General features: G+C 64.5%; 14 protein-coding genes. 12 read left to right on the forward strand and 2 right to left on the reverse strand.

The features are described 5' to 3' along the window. Positions 1-4: 4 nt before the first annotated feature. The 11 genes from panC (at position 5) to NU1_RS03505 (ending at position 11237) form a co-directional block, all read left to right on the forward strand. Entirely contained in the window at positions 5-931 is a 927-nt protein-coding gene (panC, locus tag NU1_RS03455; RefSeq protein ID WP_067517427.1) for a pantoate--beta-alanine ligase, read from the forward strand. A gap of 14 nt (positions 932-945) precedes the next feature. Further along, on the forward strand, positions 946-1365 hold the full coding sequence (gene panD, locus NU1_RS03460) for an aspartate 1-decarboxylase (protein WP_067517299.1): 420 nt from the start codon (positions 946-948) through the stop codon (positions 1363-1365). A 93-nt stretch (positions 1366-1458) separates the two neighbouring features. Beyond that, positions 1459-2250: a type III pantothenate kinase gene (locus tag NU1_RS03465; RefSeq protein ID WP_067517301.1), complete on the forward strand. Its 792-nt coding sequence runs from the start codon at positions 1459-1461 to the stop codon at positions 2248-2250. A gap of 193 nt (positions 2251-2443) precedes the next feature. Next, positions 2444-3067: a cupin domain-containing protein gene (locus NU1_RS03470; protein ID WP_067517304.1), complete on the forward strand. Its 624-nt coding sequence runs from the start codon at positions 2444-2446 to the stop codon at positions 3065-3067. Next, a complete protein-coding gene (locus NU1_RS03475; RefSeq protein ID WP_371859759.1) occupies positions 3064-3495 on the forward strand; it encodes a rhodanese-like domain-containing protein in 432 nt (143 codons plus the stop codon). The genes NU1_RS03470 and NU1_RS03475 overlap by 4 nt, the downstream gene beginning before the upstream one ends. A gap of 223 nt (positions 3496-3718) precedes the next feature. Next, positions 3719-5185 carry a lysine--tRNA ligase gene (gene lysS, locus NU1_RS03480; RefSeq protein WP_067517431.1) on the forward strand — a complete coding sequence of 489 codons (1467 nt, stop codon included), beginning with the start codon at positions 3719-3721 and terminating at the stop codon, positions 5183-5185. 116 nt (positions 5186-5301) lie between these two features. Beyond that, positions 5302-5664, forward strand: coding sequence for a histone-like nucleoid-structuring protein Lsr2 (locus tag NU1_RS03485; RefSeq protein ID WP_067517306.1), 363 nt, complete (start codon positions 5302-5304; stop codon positions 5662-5664). A gap of 198 nt (positions 5665-5862) precedes the next feature. Further along, the gene (locus NU1_RS03490; RefSeq protein ID WP_067517308.1) at positions 5863-6486 is read left to right on the forward strand and encodes an FHA domain-containing protein; all 624 of its coding nucleotides are present in this window, start codon (positions 5863-5865) and stop codon (positions 6484-6486) included. A 211-nt stretch (positions 6487-6697) separates the two neighbouring features. After that, on the forward strand, positions 6698-7255 hold the full coding sequence (locus tag NU1_RS03495) for an anthrone oxygenase family protein (protein ID WP_067517310.1): 558 nt from the start codon (positions 6698-6700) through the stop codon (positions 7253-7255). A 241-nt stretch (positions 7256-7496) separates the two neighbouring features. Next, positions 7497-8456: an esterase/lipase family protein gene (locus tag NU1_RS03500; protein ID WP_067517312.1), complete on the forward strand. Its 960-nt coding sequence runs from the start codon at positions 7497-7499 to the stop codon at positions 8454-8456. 237 nt (positions 8457-8693) lie between these two features. Beyond that, the gene (locus tag NU1_RS03505; RefSeq protein ID WP_067517314.1) at positions 8694-11237 is read left to right on the forward strand and encodes an ATP-dependent Clp protease ATP-binding subunit; all 2544 of its coding nucleotides are present in this window, start codon (positions 8694-8696) and stop codon (positions 11235-11237) included. Positions 11238-11348: 111 nt separating this feature from the next. Here NU1_RS03505 and NU1_RS03510 read toward each other — a convergent pair whose 3' ends face one another. Both NU1_RS03510 and NU1_RS03515 read right to left on the reverse strand, forming a co-directional pair. Continuing rightward, positions 11349-12086 carry a nitroreductase family protein gene (locus NU1_RS03510; RefSeq protein WP_212761907.1) on the reverse strand — a complete coding sequence of 246 codons (738 nt, stop codon included), beginning with the start codon at positions 12084-12086 and terminating at the stop codon, positions 11349-11351. Positions 12087-12142: 56 nt separating this feature from the next. After that, a complete protein-coding gene (locus NU1_RS03515; protein WP_067517316.1) occupies positions 12143-12424 on the reverse strand; it encodes a hypothetical protein in 282 nt (93 codons plus the stop codon). 227 nt (positions 12425-12651) lie between these two features. On the opposite strand from NU1_RS03515, the gene NU1_RS03520 reads away from it, so the two are divergent. Next, positions 12652-14529 (forward strand): vWA domain-containing protein, encoded by a 1878-nt coding sequence (locus NU1_RS03520; protein WP_067517318.1) that lies wholly within the window; start codon positions 12652-12654, stop codon positions 14527-14529. Positions 14530-14592: the final 63 nt, after the last annotated feature.

Genomic DNA, 14592 nt, shown 5'->3' on the forward strand with positions numbered 1-14592 from the left:
ACTGATGGATCCGAAACTTCGGGGCACCTATCGGCGCGGTGAACTCACCGTGCTGCACGATCCGGCAGTGGTGAGCAAGGTTGTCGACGCGCTGCGTTCGGTGGGCCGCCGGGTCGCCCTGGTGCCGACCATGGGTGCGCTGCACGAGGGCCACCTGGAATTGGTGCGGCGCGCCAAGCGCACCAATCAGGTCGTCGTCGTCTCGATCTTCGTCAATCCCTTGCAGTTCGACGAAGCCGCGGATCTCGACAGGTACCCCCGCACCCTCGACGCGGATGTGGAACTGCTGAAGGCCGAGGGCGTCGAACTGGTCTTCGCCCCCAGCGCGAACGATATGTACCCGGTCGGCCCGCGCACCACCGTGCACCCCGGCCCGCTCGGCGACGAACTCGAAGGTGCCGTCCGCCCAGGCCATTTCGCGGGCATGCTCACCGTGGTCGCGAAGCTGTTCAATATCTGCCGTCCGCATGAGGCGTTCTTCGGTGAGAAGGACTACCAGCAGTTGACCCTCATTCGGCAGATGGTCCGCGACTTGAATATGAATCCGAAGATCGTCGCGGTCGCCACCGTCCGCGAGCGTGACGGTCTGGCCCTGTCCTCGCGCAATCGTTTCCTCGAACCGGAGCAGCGCGAACTGGCGGTCGCCCTCTCGGCGGCGCTGGCCGCGGGTGTGCACGCCTCGGGCCTGGGCCCGGACAAGGTTCTGGAGGCGGCTCGATTCGTCTTGGCCGCGTCCCCCGGCATCGAACTCGACTATCTGGAGTTGCGGGGCTCCGATCTCGGTGCGGTGCAGCCCACCGGCAATGCCCGCCTGCTGATCGCCGCCCGGGTCGGCGGCACCCGGCTCATCGACAATGTTTCCGTCACCCTCGGCACCCCGATCGACGGCCACCCGACCACCCCCGACCAGCCTGCCCAGGCATCTCACTAGGAAGGGCGACGACGATGTTGCGCACCATGATGAAGTCGAAGATCCACCGCGCCAAGGTGACTCACGCCGATCTGCACTATGTCGGCTCGGTGACCGTCGACCAGGACCTCCTCGACGCCGCCGATCTGCTCGAGGGCGAGCAGGTCTGCATTGTCGATATCAATAACGGCGCTCGCCTGGAGACCTATGTGATCGCGGGCGAACGCGGTTCGGGCGTCATCGGAATCAACGGCGCCGCAGCACATCTGGTGCATCCGGGCGACCTGGTGATCCTCATTGCCTACGGCATGATGGATGAGCGGGAGCTGCGGGAGTACCAGCCGCGCGTGGTATTCGTCGACGATCGCAACCAGCAGCTGGAGTTGGGCTCGGATCCGGCGCACGCGCCGGAGGGTTCCGGCCTGACCTCCCCGCGCTCGCTGTCGATCGCCTGAGCGCGGCCGGGTCTTCGCCTGAGCGGTCAGGCCCGGAGCGGCAGCGCCGTGTAACCACGTAGGGCCCCGATCAGGCGAAGGAAAGATACAGCGATGCTGCTGACCATCGACGTCCGCAATACCTCTATCGAGCTGGGCCTGTTCTCCGGCAGCGGTGACCATACGAAATTGGCGCGGCACTGGCGGATGCATACCAATCCGCTGTTCACCGCCGATGAGTTCGCCCTGCAGGTGCGTGGGCTGGTCGGTGCGGACGTCGATCAGGTGACAGGGGTATCGGCGCTGTCCACGGTGCCGCCGGTACTGCGTGAGCTACGTGAAATGCTCACCCGCTACTGGGGTCACCTACCGCATGTCTTGGTGGAACCCGGTGTGCGAACCGGCATTCCGCTGTTGGTGGACAATCCTAAGGAGGTGGGCGCGGACCGCATCGTGAACTGTCTGGCCGCCTACCACCGGTTCAATTCCCCGGCCATCGTGGTGGATTTCGGCACCGCCATCTGTGTGGATCTGGTGTCGGCCAAGGGTGAGTTCCTGGGCGGCATCATCGCGCCCGGTGTGGAGATCTCCACCGAGGCGCTGGTGGAACGCAGTGCCCTGCGCCGTGCGGAACTGGCGCGCCCCCGCTCGGTGGTGGGTAAGAACAGTATGGAGTGCATGCAGTCGGGCGCGATCTTCGGTTTCGCCGGGCTGGTGGACGGGCTCATCGACCGTATTCGTGATGAGTTCGACGCCTTTTCCGGTGATGATGTGGCCGTGGTGGCGACCGGTGCCAGCGCGCCGCTGATCGTCCCCGAATCGGAGACCATCGAACACCATGAACCGCATTTGACCCTGGATGGGCTGCGTCTGGTGTACGAGCGCAATCAGCAGCGCCGCCGATAACGGACCGGTCGGCCGGAACGTGACGTAGTCGTCTCCGCAGGTGGGTGTTGCTTCGCGGGAATCCGCTGTTAGACTCACGCTCGTGACTTTCCGTGTGAGCACCCAGGAGTGTTGTCGAGGCTGATTCGCCTCGGCTGTGTCGAGGCATCTGAAAAAGCCATCGACCAACCACACATTCCTTGGAGTTTCGCTCATGCGTTCCTCTTCTCTTTCGCTATTCAACTCTGCTGCGGATAACCCGCGCCACGGTGTCTCGCGCCTACTGCCCGAGGTCACCGAGCGGGCGACCGCGTCGGCACTTCCCACCCGTTTGCGCCCCGCCGATCTGCTGCGTCTGACCGATGAGGCGGCAGAGGACGTACTCACCGGCCGCTACGATCACGTGCTCCCGGACAGCGGTCTCTGGCCCACCGAAAACCGTTGGGCCGCAAGGCTGCTCGCCGACGACGAGGTGGATCTGTGGCTGATCAGCTGGGTGGCCGACAAGTCCACCGAACTGCACGATCACGCCGGATCGCTGGGCGCGCTCACGGTTTTGTCCGGCGGGCTCTCGGAATTACGTTGGAATGGCCGCGAATTGCGCCGCCGCACCCTGACAGCCGGGGATCAAGCTTCTTTTCCACTCGGTTGGGTGCACGACGTCACCCGTGCCGATGATGTCGAAGCCGGCGATCTCGGCCCGTTGAATCCCACTTTGAGCGTGCACGCCTATTCCCCGCCGCTGTCGGCCATGTCCTATTACGAGGTCACCGGACACGGCACGCTGCGACGCACCCGAACCGTTCTCACCGACCAGCCCGAAGGCGAACTGGAATGAGCCACTTGAACATCGACGGCATGCTGGCGCAGGCACGACAGGGATTGCAGCGTATCTACGCGTATGAACTGCCGCAGGCCTTGGCGCGGGGCGCGATTCTGGTCGACATTCGTCCGCAGGCACAGCGCCTGAAGGAAGGCACCCTGCCGGGTGCCCTGGTGATCGAGCGAAATGTGTTGGAGTGGCGGCTGGACCCCACCAGTGCGGCGCGCTTGGCACTGGCCACCGACCATGACATGGAATGGATCATCGTCTGCTCGGAGGGTTACACCTCGAGCCTGGCGGCCGCGTCGCTACAGCAGCTGGGATTGCGTCGCGCGACCGATCTGGTGGGCGGTTATCAGGCCGTGAAAGCGGCCGGGTTGCTCACCGTCGCGGCTTCCGCGCCGCACTTCGCACGCGAGGTCCGCACCCTCGCGTGGCTTTGATTCCTTATTTGTTTCGTACTCTGATCGTGGCCGTGTCGTTATATCTTCCGATCGGTTGGGCGGCGCGTAAAACGATTTCCCGCGCACGATAGGGTGGTGCTCTGTGAGCACCCCCGATCCCTCTTCCCCCGGTTCCGCCGCGGATTCGGTTGCCGCTCGGCAAACGAAGTCCGCCGCTGCTTCCGATTCGCGAACGGCCGTCGAGCACGACGTTCCCGAGCAGATGCGGATTCGCCAGGAGAAGCGGGAGCGCCTGCTGGAGCAGGGCCGGGAAGCGTATCCGGTGGTGGTATCGCGCACGCATAGCCTCGCCGAAATTCGCGCCGCCTACCCGGATCTGGCCGCGGATACCCAGACGGGTCTACAGGTGGGTGTCGCCGGACGCGTCATATTCATGCGTAATACCGGCAAACTGTGCTTTGCCACGCTGCAGGAGGGTGACGGCACCAAGCTGCAGGCGATGATCAGCCTCAATGGTGTCGGTGCGGATGCGCTGGCGGCCTGGAAGGCCGATGTCGATCTCGGCGACTTCGTTTTCGTACACGGCGAGGTGATCGCTTCGCGCAGCGGCGAATTGAGCGTTATGGCCGATGCGTGGGAGATGGCGGCCAAGTCGTTGCGACCACTTCCGGTGGCGCACAAGGAATTGAGCGAGGAATCGCGGGTCCGGCAGCGCTATGTCGATCTGATCGTGCGGCCGGAGGCCCGCGAGAACGCGCGCACCCGCGTCGCGGCGGTCCGGGCGCTGCGCAACGCGCTGGAACGTCGCGGCTTCCTGGAGGTCGAGACCCCCATGCTGCAGACCCTGCACGGCGGTGCGGCCGCCCGCCCGTTCGTCACGCACTCCAATGCCCTCGATATGGAGCTTTTCCTGCGCATCGCGCCGGAGCTGTTCCTGAAGCGCTGTGTTGTCGGCGGTATCGAGAAGGTCTTCGAGATCAACCGGAACTTCCGTAACGAGGGCGCGGACTCCACGCATTCTCCGGAGTTCGCAATGCTGGAAACCTACGAGGCGTACGGCACCTACGATGATTCCGCGAAGATGACCCGGGAATTGATCCAGGAAGTCGCGCAGGAGGTCTACGGCACCCAGGTGGTGACGCTGTCCGATGGCACCGAATACGACCTCTCGGGCGAGTGGACGACGGTCGAGATGTACCCCTCGCTGTCGGAGTCGATCGGTGTCGAGGTGACTCCGGAAACGACTGTCGAGGAATTGCTGGTACTTGCCGATCGGGTCGGTCTGGAAATTCCGGAGGGCAAGGGCTACGGCCACGGCAAACTGGTCGAGGAACTGTGGGAGCACGTGTACGGCGACAAGCTCTATGCGCCGACTTTCGTACGTGACTTCCCGGTTGAGACATCTCCGTTGACGCGACAGCATCGCAGCAAACCGGGGGTTACCGAAAAATGGGATCTGTATGTTCGGGGATTCGAGCTGGCCACCGGCTATTCGGAACTCGTTGATCCGGTGATCCAACGCGAACGTTTCGTCGACCAGGCGCGGTTGGCCGCTGCCGGCGACGATGAGGCGATGCGTCTCGACGAAGACTTCCTCGCCGCGATGGAGTACGGTATGCCACCGACGACTGGTACCGGTATGGGAATCGACCGGTTGCTGATGGCGCTGACTGGCCTGGGAATCCGGGAAACGATACTCTTTCCAATTGTGCGTCCGTCGAGTCGTTGAGTTCGCCGGATTGCATTGCCGATACCCACTTCGGGAGTATCGGAATTCAGCGGTATTCTGAGTTCGGGTAATCGGCCTAGTTGCGGGTCGCACGATTTCGAGAGGACGTTCATCTCATGGCAAAGAAGGTCACCGTTAGCCTGATCGATGATGTCGACGGTGAGTCCACCGCAGACGAGACCATCGAGTTCGCTATTGACGGCGTTTCATACGAGATCGACTTGTCGTCGGTTAATGCGGCAAAGCTGCGGGACGGTTTGGAGACCTGGGTTTCCGCCGCGCGTCGTGTGAGCGGTCGTCGTCGTACCAAGACCGCCGCCGGGGCTACCACCACGGGGCCGAAGAGCCGGGTCTCCATCGATCGCGAACAAAGTGCCGCGATTCGGGAATGGGCGCGCCGGAATGGGCACAAGGTGTCGGCGCGAGGGCGTATCTCCGCGGACATCACCGAGGCCTACAACAAGGCCGCCGCGAAGTAGACCTATCGTGACTGCCGTCCGGGTGTTCGTGCGAGCCTGGGCGGCAGTTGGTTTTTTCATACCTTTTGCGCATAACCGGACATGGGTAGTGTGTACCCATCTCGGATGTGCGATCTTGCTCGTGCCGAGTCGGCACGGCACCATTGATTGTGTGCGAACGTTGTCACTGGCTGGCTCGAGAGACGAGGTATCGGCGCGGTGACCGCATTTCACGGATCATTCCTGCGGGTCAAGGACCTGCAGGGGCAACAGCACGAGTTGATGCTGACCCCGGAGCAACCGCGTGTGACCCTGGGCCGCTCGCCGCAGGCGGACCTGTCGCTGGCCTGGGATGTCGAGGTTTCCCGGCTGCACGCGACGGTCGAGTACCTGGGCGCGCACTGGACCATCGTCGATGACGGCCTTTCCCGCAACGGCACTTTTATCAACGGTGACCGCCTCGTCGGCCGGCACCGCCTCGCTCCCGGCGACGTGATCCGAATGGGCACCTCCCGGGTCACCTTCCACGATTTCTCCGGCGCTTCGGGCGATATCACGCAGACCTCCACCGGTTCGCTGCCCACGTCGCGGTCGCTCACCGACACCCAGCGCTCCGTCCTGGTCGCGCTGTGCCGCCCTTACAAGAACAATGCTGGTTTCGCGACCCCCGCTTCGAATCAGCAGATCGCCGCCGAGCTGTTTCTCAGCGTGGACGCCATCAAAACCCACCTGCGGGCGCTGTTCGCGAAGTTCGGGGTGGAGGATCTGCCGCAGAATCAGAAGCGAGTTCGCTTGGCGGGCTTGGCCATGCAGAGCGGGGTCATCTCCGACCGGGACCTCTGACCCGGCCGCATGCGGCGTCCCACCCCGTTCCGGTGTGCTGCCCCCCGTCATTCCGGCGTGCTTTTGGCCGGAATCCACCCCACGGGCTGGTGGACGCTCGCTGATGCGCGCGAGTGTCTCGGCGATGGAGACCCAGATGCTCGCCCGGTTGACTGGAAGTCGTAATCGCCCGTGGTTCCCACGGGGATCGGATCCAGTCAGGAGACTTCTCATGTTCGCGCTTCGCATAGCCGCTCTGGTGCTGGCGACCCTGTCGACCGGACTGATCGCGGGCCTGTTCTACGGCTATGCGAATTCGGTCATGCTCGCGCTGGGTCGCAGCGACGATCGCACCCTGGTCGACGTCATGCAGAAGATCAATGTGGTGATCATCAACCCGTGGTTCATGATCGCGTTCATGGGCACCGTCGGCTTCACCGTGCTGGCCGCGCTCCTGCACCTCGGCAAGGATGTGCGAACCACGCTGATCTGGATCGTTATCGCGTTGGTAGTCAACGTAATTGCCTTCGCGGTGACCGCCGGAATGAACGTCCCGCTCAATGACCAGCTGGCGGCGGCGGGGGACCCGTCGCAGATCGTCGATCTGGCCGCGGTCCGCGCGCAGTTCGAATCCTCCTGGGTGCGTTGGAATATCGTTCGGGCGCTGGTGCACACCCTGGCCTTCCTGGTGCTGATCGGTGCCCTGTTCGTCGCGGGTATGCAGCACGGCAGGTCGGAGGCGGCGGGGGAGCCGGCCACCGGAACGCTCGTGGCTGCCTCCGGCAACTGAGCTCGAACGCGCATCCTCGCCCACCGATCGCCCAGTCATTCCCGTATCCCGGGTTCGCGCATCCCGGTTCTCGTCATTCCGGCGTGCCACCCTCGTCATTCCGGATGACGGGGTGGGTCGGCCGGGATGACGGGCGGCGGAACTACAAGGAACACGTTGTACTAGTTACTCACCGGTAAAGCCGCGAGCGGGAGCGCGTTGCGGATACATTTCCGGAACGTGTTCTATTTTTGGAGGGGATATGCGACGTGCGCTGCTTCGGCGCTCGCCGGGATCGCTGCTGATCATGGCGGTACTGGCTGCACTGTGGACCGCTGTGAGCGCACCTGCTCAGGCCGAATATCCGGTCACCTACAACTTCTTCGCGGGAATCCCCTACGAACTCACCAACCCCGGCGGCTCCCTGCCCGGCGCGAACGACTGGTCCTGCACGCCGACGGCCGCGCACCCGAATCCGGTGGTGCTGCTGCACGGCACCGCGGGTGGTGCGCAGACCAACTGGGGTGCCTACGCACCGCTGCTGGCCAATGAGGGTTACTGCGTCTACGCGCTGACCTACGGCAGCCTGGATGTGCCGTGGCCGCTATCGGCCATGGGCGGTATGCGACCGATCCCCACGAGCGCCGCGCAGATCGGTGTGTTCGTGGATCGGGTGCTGGCCGCGACGGGTGCGGGCCGGGTCGATTTCATCGCGCACTCCCAGGGCAATACCGTCGGCAACTACTACATCAAACGGCTCGGCGGCGTCGGCAAGGTCGACAAGTTCGTCGGGATCGCGCCGCCCTGGCTGGGCATCTTCGGTGACGGTATGAAGGTTATCCGGGCTTTCGGCGAAGAACTGGGCGCGGAGGCGAACTCCGTGGACGACATGATCGGCATGGGTGTATGCCAGGCCTGCGGGCAGATGCTCGGCGGTTCGGAGTTCGTGAACGCCCTCAATGCCGACGGCGTTTACGAACCGTCGGTCACCTACACCAATCTCGCCACCACCTACGACGAGGCGGTATTCCCCTCGGTCGCGTTCGCCCCCGGGCCGAATGCCACGAATATCCTGGTCCAGGACGGCTGCCCGACGGATTTCTCCGACCATATGGCCATTGCCGGCAGCTCCCGCACCGCCGCTTTCGCCCTCAACGCGCTCGACCCCGCACATCCCCGCCCGGTCCCGTGCGGGTTCATTCCGCCCTTCTTCGGGAGCTAGCGCCCCTGTTCGCTGTGGGCGTAGCCGGTAGGGAAACGTAGTCCGCAGCAGCGGCGTTATGAGTGAATGACCCATGTTGTCGCCGGTTCGCAATAGGGTGGACCGGCGACGTGTGTGATCCCTGCCAACTAGAGTGGAGGCGGGGGATGCAACCCCAGGGCTTCATGGCAGGCTGGCGGCCAGTCGAACACTGAAGCGCCGGACGCCGTAGTAAGCGGAGCAGGAAGTGAGGGAGCGATGTTCGAGAGGTTTACCGACCGCGCGAGGCGTGTCGTTGTCCTGGCCCAAGAAGAGGCCCGGATGCTCAACCACAACTACATCGGCACCGAGCACATCCTGCTTGGCCTGATCCACGAGGGTGAGGGTGTCGCAGCGAAGTCGCTGGAGTCACTGGGCATTTCGCTGGAGGGTGTGCGGTCGCAGGTAGAGGAGATCATCGGTCAGGGTCAGCAGGCCCCGTCCGGTCACATCCCCTTCACCCCGCGTGCCAAGAAGGTGCTGGAGCTGAGCCTGCGCGAGGCGCTGCAGCTCGGCCACAACTACATCGGCACCGAGCACATTCTGCTCGGCCTGATCCGCGAGGGTGAGGGTGTCGCGGCGCAGGTGCTGGTCAAGCTGGGCGCGGACCTCAACCGGGTCCGTCAGCAGGTCATTCAGCTGCTGTCGGGCTACCAGGGCAAGGAGCCGGTCGAATCCGGCACCCGTGGTGAGGCGGGCACGCCGTCCACCTCGCTGGTGCTCGACCAGTTCGGTCGCAACCTGACCCAGGCCGCCCTCGAGGGCAAGCTCGACCCGGTCATCGGCCGCTCGAAGGAAATCGAGCGCGTCATGCAGGTGCTGAGCCGCCGTACCAAGAACAACCCCGTGCTGATCGGTGAGCCCGGCGTCGGTAAGACCGCCGTCGTCGAGGGTTTGGCACAGGCCATCGTCAACGGTGAAGTGCCGGAGACGCTGAAGGATAAGCAGCTGTACACGCTCGACCTGGGTTCCCTGGTCGCGGGCAGCCGCTACCGCGGTGATTTCGAGGAGCGCCTGAAGAAGGTGCTCAAGGAGATCAATACCCGCGGCGACATCATCCTCTTCATCGACGAGCTGCACACCCTGGTGGGTGCGGGCGCGGCCGAGGGCGCTATCGACGCGGCCTCCATCCTCAAGCCCAAGCTGGCCCGCGGTGAGCTGCAGACCATCGGTGCGACCACCCTCGACGAGTACCGCAAGTACATCGAGAAGGATGCCGCGCTCGAGCGCCGGTTCCAGCCGGTGCAGGTCGGCGAGCCGACCGTCGAGCACACCATCAATATCCTCAAGGGTCTGCGTGACCGGTACGAGGCGCATCACCGCGTCTCGATCACCGATTCCGCGCTGGTCGCGGCCGCGACCCTCGCCGATCGCTACATCAATGACCGGTTCCTGCCGGACAAGGCGATCGACCTGATCGACGAGGCCGGTGCGCGCATGCGCATCCGTCGCATGACCGCACCGCCGGACCTGCGCGAATTCGACGACAAGATCGCCGATGCGCGCCGGGAGAAGGAAAGCGCCATCGACGCGCAGGACTTCGAGAAGGCCGCGCGGCTGCGCGATAAGGAGAAGCAGCTCGTCGCCAAGCGGGCCGAGCGCGAAAAGCAGTGGCGCTCCGGTGATCTCGACGTGGTCGCCGAGGTCGACGATGAGCAGATCGCGGAGGTGCTGGCCAACTGGACCGGTATCCCCGTCTTCAAGCTCACCGAGGAGGAGACCACCCGTCTGCTCCGCATGGAGGACGAGATCCATAAGCGGATCATCGGCCAGGAGGATGCCGTCAAGGCCGTCTCCAAGGCGATCCGCCGTACCCGTGCCGGTCTGAAGGATCCCAAGCGTCCCTCGGGCTCGTTCATCTTCGCCGGTCCGTCCGGTGTCGGTAAGACCGAGCTGTCGAAGGCCCTCGCCAACTTCCTGTTCGGCGACGACGACGCGCTCATCCAGATCGATATGGGCGAGTTCCACGACCGCTTCACCGCCTCGCGGCTCTTCGGTGCCCCTCCGGGCTACGTCGGTTACGAGGAGGGCGGCCAGCTCACCGAGAAGGTGCGCCGCAAGCCGTTCTCGGTGGTGCTGTTCGACGAGATCGAGAAGGCTCACCAGGAGATCTACAACACCCTGTTGCAGGTCCTCGAGGACGGTCGTCTCACCGACGGCCAGGGTCGTACCGTCGACTTCAAGAACACGGTGCTGATCTTCACCTCGAACCTCGGTACCTCGGATATCTCCAAGGCTGTCGGCCTGGGCTTCGCCCAGTCCAACGCCGAGGGTTCGAACTACGAGCGGATGAAGCTCAAGGTCAACGACGAGCTGAAGAAGCACTTCCGCCCCGAGTTCCTCAACCGCATCGACGACGTGATCGTCTTCCACCAGCTCACCCAGGATCAGATCATCCAGATGGTGGACCTGATGATCAACCGCGTCGCCAAGCAGCTGAAGAACAAGGATATGGAAATCGAGATGACCGACCAGGCCAAGAGCCTGCTCGCCAAGCGCGGTTTCGATCCGGTGCTCGGTGCCCGTCCGCTGCGTCGCACCATTCAGCGTGAGATCGAGGACCAGCTGTCGGAGAAGATCCTCTTCGGCGAGCTCGGTGCCGGTCAGATCGTGAAGGTCGACGTCGAGAACTGGGACGGCGAAGGCCAGGGCGATAAGGCCAAGTTCACCTTCGCCTCCCGGGCGAGGCTGACCAAGAAGTCGGCCGAGGAAGACAAGCCGATCGTCGCCCTCGCGGGTGAAGCCACGGCCACGACCGAGTAGGGCCCCGCCTCCGGGCGAGAAGAAGTATGCCGAAAGCCCCTCTCACCTTGTGTGAGAGGGGCTTTCGGCTGTTCAGGCGCAGCCCTTCGCCAGGTGTTCGTCAGCTGATGATCACCAGTGGTCGCGGTGGATCACCTCGGCGGGTGGGCGGCGGGAGGTGGGGCCGAGTTTGCCGCGTGGCCAGCCGATCGGGATGATCGCGTAGGTTTGTACGGATTTCGGAATGTCCAGTGCTGCTTTGAATTCCGATTCCAGGAGTAGGTGCCAGGTGGTGATGGTCGCGCCCAGGCCCAGTGTGCGGGCGGCCAGTAGGAGGTTCTGGACGGCGGGATAGGTGCTGGCCGCGCTGCCGAGTGAGGTCGCGCGGGGGGTGTTGCGCAGGATGGTCAGGGCGCGTCGAGGTCCGAGCCTGGCGATGGTGGCCAATACGTGTCCGGCTTGGCCGCGGAATCCCGCTGCCTGCTCCGAAGTGTCCTGGCAGGCGACAATGAGCGCGGGTGTCTCGTGGAAGTGATCGCGTTGGAAAAGAATCGCGGCGCCGAGCTTTTCGTGTGCCTCCGCAGTCATACCGGGCGGGCGAATCCGGCCGAAGGCCTCCGCGTAGAACGTGGTGACCTCCCGCCACAGCTTCGCGACCGCCGCGATCCGCTCCCGGTCGGTGACCACCACGAATCGGAAACCCTGCCCATTGCCGCCACTGGGGGCCCAGGTGGCAGCCTCGATCAGCTGTATGAGCAGTTCGTCGGGTACCGGATCGGGGCGCAACCGTCGAATGGCGCGCATGGTCCGCATGACTTCGAAGATCGGCGCATCCGCACCGACGGCCACGGGCCGTTCGGACCGAACCATGTCGGTCTCCTCACGTAATACGATATCGCCCAACAGGATACGTAACCCGTGCCGAGTCAGGGCCGAAAGACCGACAAACTACTGGCGCTGACCGGCCGGGTAACGAATCCGAGGGCGCCCAGCACCGCCAATGCGTGCCCGAACATCGTCCCGTAGGACCCGGCGGGCAGTATCGAATCCACCAGCCACCCGATCAGTGCCCCGGCGGCGAACCCCGCCCACGCGCCCACCACACCACCGATCATCGATCGCAGCAGCGGTCCGTGCTGCAGGACCACCCCGGACATGATCCCCACGACCAGTCCGATCACCGTGACAGTCACACCGGGGACGAGCATGTCCGTTCTCCGTTCGTGGGGCATAGTTGCGCACCCTCGACCCTGCCGGAACGCCGCTGGTCGCGGTATCGGGAATCCCCCCGACCCACACCCCGATTTCCTCCGACTCGAGGACTACACCCACAGGCGGAGAAGCGGCTTCAGCACCGGCCACATGTGAGTTCGACCCTGTCCGCCCGACCGGGGTAGGTTCGGTTGACCTTGTTCGACCATGGGCGCTGGAGAGTATGTCGAGATTCGCGAAGTCGCTGTTGCTCACCGCCGGGCTTGTCGGTCTGCTATCGGTCGCACTCCCCGCACAGGCGCAAGAGCCGGAGCAGGAGTACGCCCCCACGATGCTGGTGTTGGACGCATCCGGGTCGATGAATGCGGCGGATCCCGGCGGCGGATCGAAGATGGACGCGGCCAAGACGGCGGTGCGGAATTTCGTGGGTACGGCACCGGCCGAGTCGAAGGTCGGTTTGACCGTGTACGGGACGGGTACCGGTTCGTCGGATGCGGAGCAGGCTGCCGGGTGCCAGGATGTGCGGGTCCTGCGCGAAGCGCAGACCATTGACAAGGGCGTATTGACCTCCGCCGTGGACGGGATCGTGGCGAGTGGCTACACACCCATCGGCACCTCCCTGCGCACGGCCGCGGCGGCGTTGCCGCAGTCGGGTCCGCGGTCGATCGTATTGGTCTCCGATGGTGAAGACACCTGTGCCCCACCGGATCCGTGTGAGGTGGCGCGGGAATTGAATCAGCAGGGGGCGAAGGTCGTTGTGCACGCGATCGGATTCGGGGTGGACGCGGCGTCCCGTGCGCAGTTGACCTGCGTCGCACAGACAACCGGCGGCACCTACACCGATGCCGTGGATGGCGCGTCGCTGCAGCGCGTCCTGCCTCGGGTGAGCCAGGCGGCATTGCGCACGTACAAGCCGATCGGAACGGCCATCACCGGTACCGCGACCCATCGTGACGCGCCGGTGGCCACGGCGGGTCAGTACCTGGACACAATCGGCCAAAAGGAAAAGCGCTACTACGCGCTGGATGTGCCGGAGGGCGCGACCGCCTACTTCAGCGGCACCCTGTCCTTTCCCCGGATACCCCACGACGCACCGAATGGCGACACCAGCTCGCTCGCGGTCCGTGTCTTCGGTGCCGACGGCAAGGACTGCAACGAGTTCGAATTCGAGTCGGTCGTCAATTCCAGTCACGGCGTGGCTCTGACCGTCTCCACACCGTGGGACGGTGCGACCAAGCCGAAAACCGGTGGCAGCTCTGATCATTGCCGTGGTGGCGGTCGCTACTACTTCGCGACCGAGTGGAGCGGTATCGCCGACAATATGCCCGAACGGATGCCGATCGAGCTCCTCTTCGGCATCGAACCCGGGGTCACCGATGCCGGGCCAGCGGCGGCCACCGCGAAAACGACCTTCGTCGAACCCACCGGCGACGCCGTGTCGGCGGTCGGCGGCGGCTCTTTCAATGTGGCGGGCGCGTTGAGCGGCTCCGGCAGCTACACCGACACCATCCAGCGTGGTGAGTTCGTCTTCTATCGGGTGCGGCTCGACTGGGGTCAAGGCCTGGCCTACCGCGTGAACTACGAGGCGACCAGCACGCACGGGCGCGACGGTCTCTCGAACATCACCACCACGCTGTACTCGCCGTTCCGCGACGAGATCCAGCACGCATTCTCGTCCTACGGTGGCGATGCCAGGGTGCTGCCGACCTCCGACCCCGCACTCGCGACGCTGCCGGTGCGCTACAACAACCGCACCTCCGAAGAGCTCGCGGACCATAATCAGAGCGTCGCCGGCTGGTACTACATTGCCGTGAAGGTCGGTCCGGCCGAGACGACAGATGCGGTGCCGATCCGCATGGACGTCACGGTGGCGGGCGACGCCGAACCGGGTCCGCGCTACGAGGAGATCTCGACGGGCGGAGTCTCCGGCGAGAACGCCACACCGAAGACGAGTGAGACGTCCGCGGCCGCTGAAGAGAACAGCGATGGGATCTCCACGACCGGCATGGTGACCATCGTGGCGAGTGGGGTCGTCGTGGTGGGCATGATCGTCAGCGGTCTACTGCTCTGGAGGCGTCGGACCACGGCATCGAGGCGGTAGCCAGGAGTGGCATCGGTACCTGACCGTGGGCGCCGGGAAACTGCAAGCCGGTGTCGGGTGCCC

The sequence above is a fragment of the Nocardia uniformis NBRC 13702 genome, from assembly GCF_001613345.1.
GTDB lineage: Bacteria > Actinomycetota > Actinomycetes > Mycobacteriales > Mycobacteriaceae > Nocardia > Nocardia uniformis.

Excerpts from the sequence above, each read along its gene's own strand:
- panC (WP_067517427.1), top strand. The coding sequence starts at position 5 with ATGGATCCGAAACTTCGGGGCACCTATCGGCGCGGTGAACTCACCGTG.
- NU1_RS03510 (WP_212761907.1), bottom strand. The coding sequence starts at position 12,086 with ATGGTTCGGTCCGAACGGCCCGTGGCCGTCGGTGCGGATGCGCCGATC.
- NU1_RS03515 (WP_067517316.1), bottom strand. The coding sequence starts at position 12,424 with ATGCTCGTCCCCGGTGTGACTGTCACGGTGATCGGACTGGTCGTGGGG.
- panD (WP_067517299.1), top strand. The coding sequence starts at position 946 with ATGTTGCGCACCATGATGAAGTCGAAGATCCACCGCGCCAAGGTGACT.
- NU1_RS03500 (WP_067517312.1), top strand. The coding sequence starts at position 7,497 with ATGCGACGTGCGCTGCTTCGGCGCTCGCCGGGATCGCTGCTGATCATG.
- NU1_RS03505 (WP_067517314.1), top strand. The coding sequence starts at position 8,694 with ATGTTCGAGAGGTTTACCGACCGCGCGAGGCGTGTCGTTGTCCTGGCC.
- NU1_RS03485 (WP_067517306.1), top strand. The coding sequence starts at position 5,302 with ATGGCAAAGAAGGTCACCGTTAGCCTGATCGATGATGTCGACGGTGAG.
- NU1_RS03495 (WP_067517310.1), top strand. The coding sequence starts at position 6,698 with ATGTTCGCGCTTCGCATAGCCGCTCTGGTGCTGGCGACCCTGTCGACC.
- lysS (WP_067517431.1), top strand. The coding sequence starts at position 3,719 with ATGCGGATTCGCCAGGAGAAGCGGGAGCGCCTGCTGGAGCAGGGCCGG.
- NU1_RS03520 (WP_067517318.1), top strand. The coding sequence starts at position 12,652 with ATGTCGAGATTCGCGAAGTCGCTGTTGCTCACCGCCGGGCTTGTCGGT.
- NU1_RS03475 (WP_371859759.1), top strand. The coding sequence starts at position 3,064 with ATGAGCCACTTGAACATCGACGGCATGCTGGCGCAGGCACGACAGGGA.
- NU1_RS03465 (WP_067517301.1), top strand. The coding sequence starts at position 1,459 with ATGCTGCTGACCATCGACGTCCGCAATACCTCTATCGAGCTGGGCCTG.
- NU1_RS03470 (WP_067517304.1), top strand. The coding sequence starts at position 2,444 with ATGCGTTCCTCTTCTCTTTCGCTATTCAACTCTGCTGCGGATAACCCG.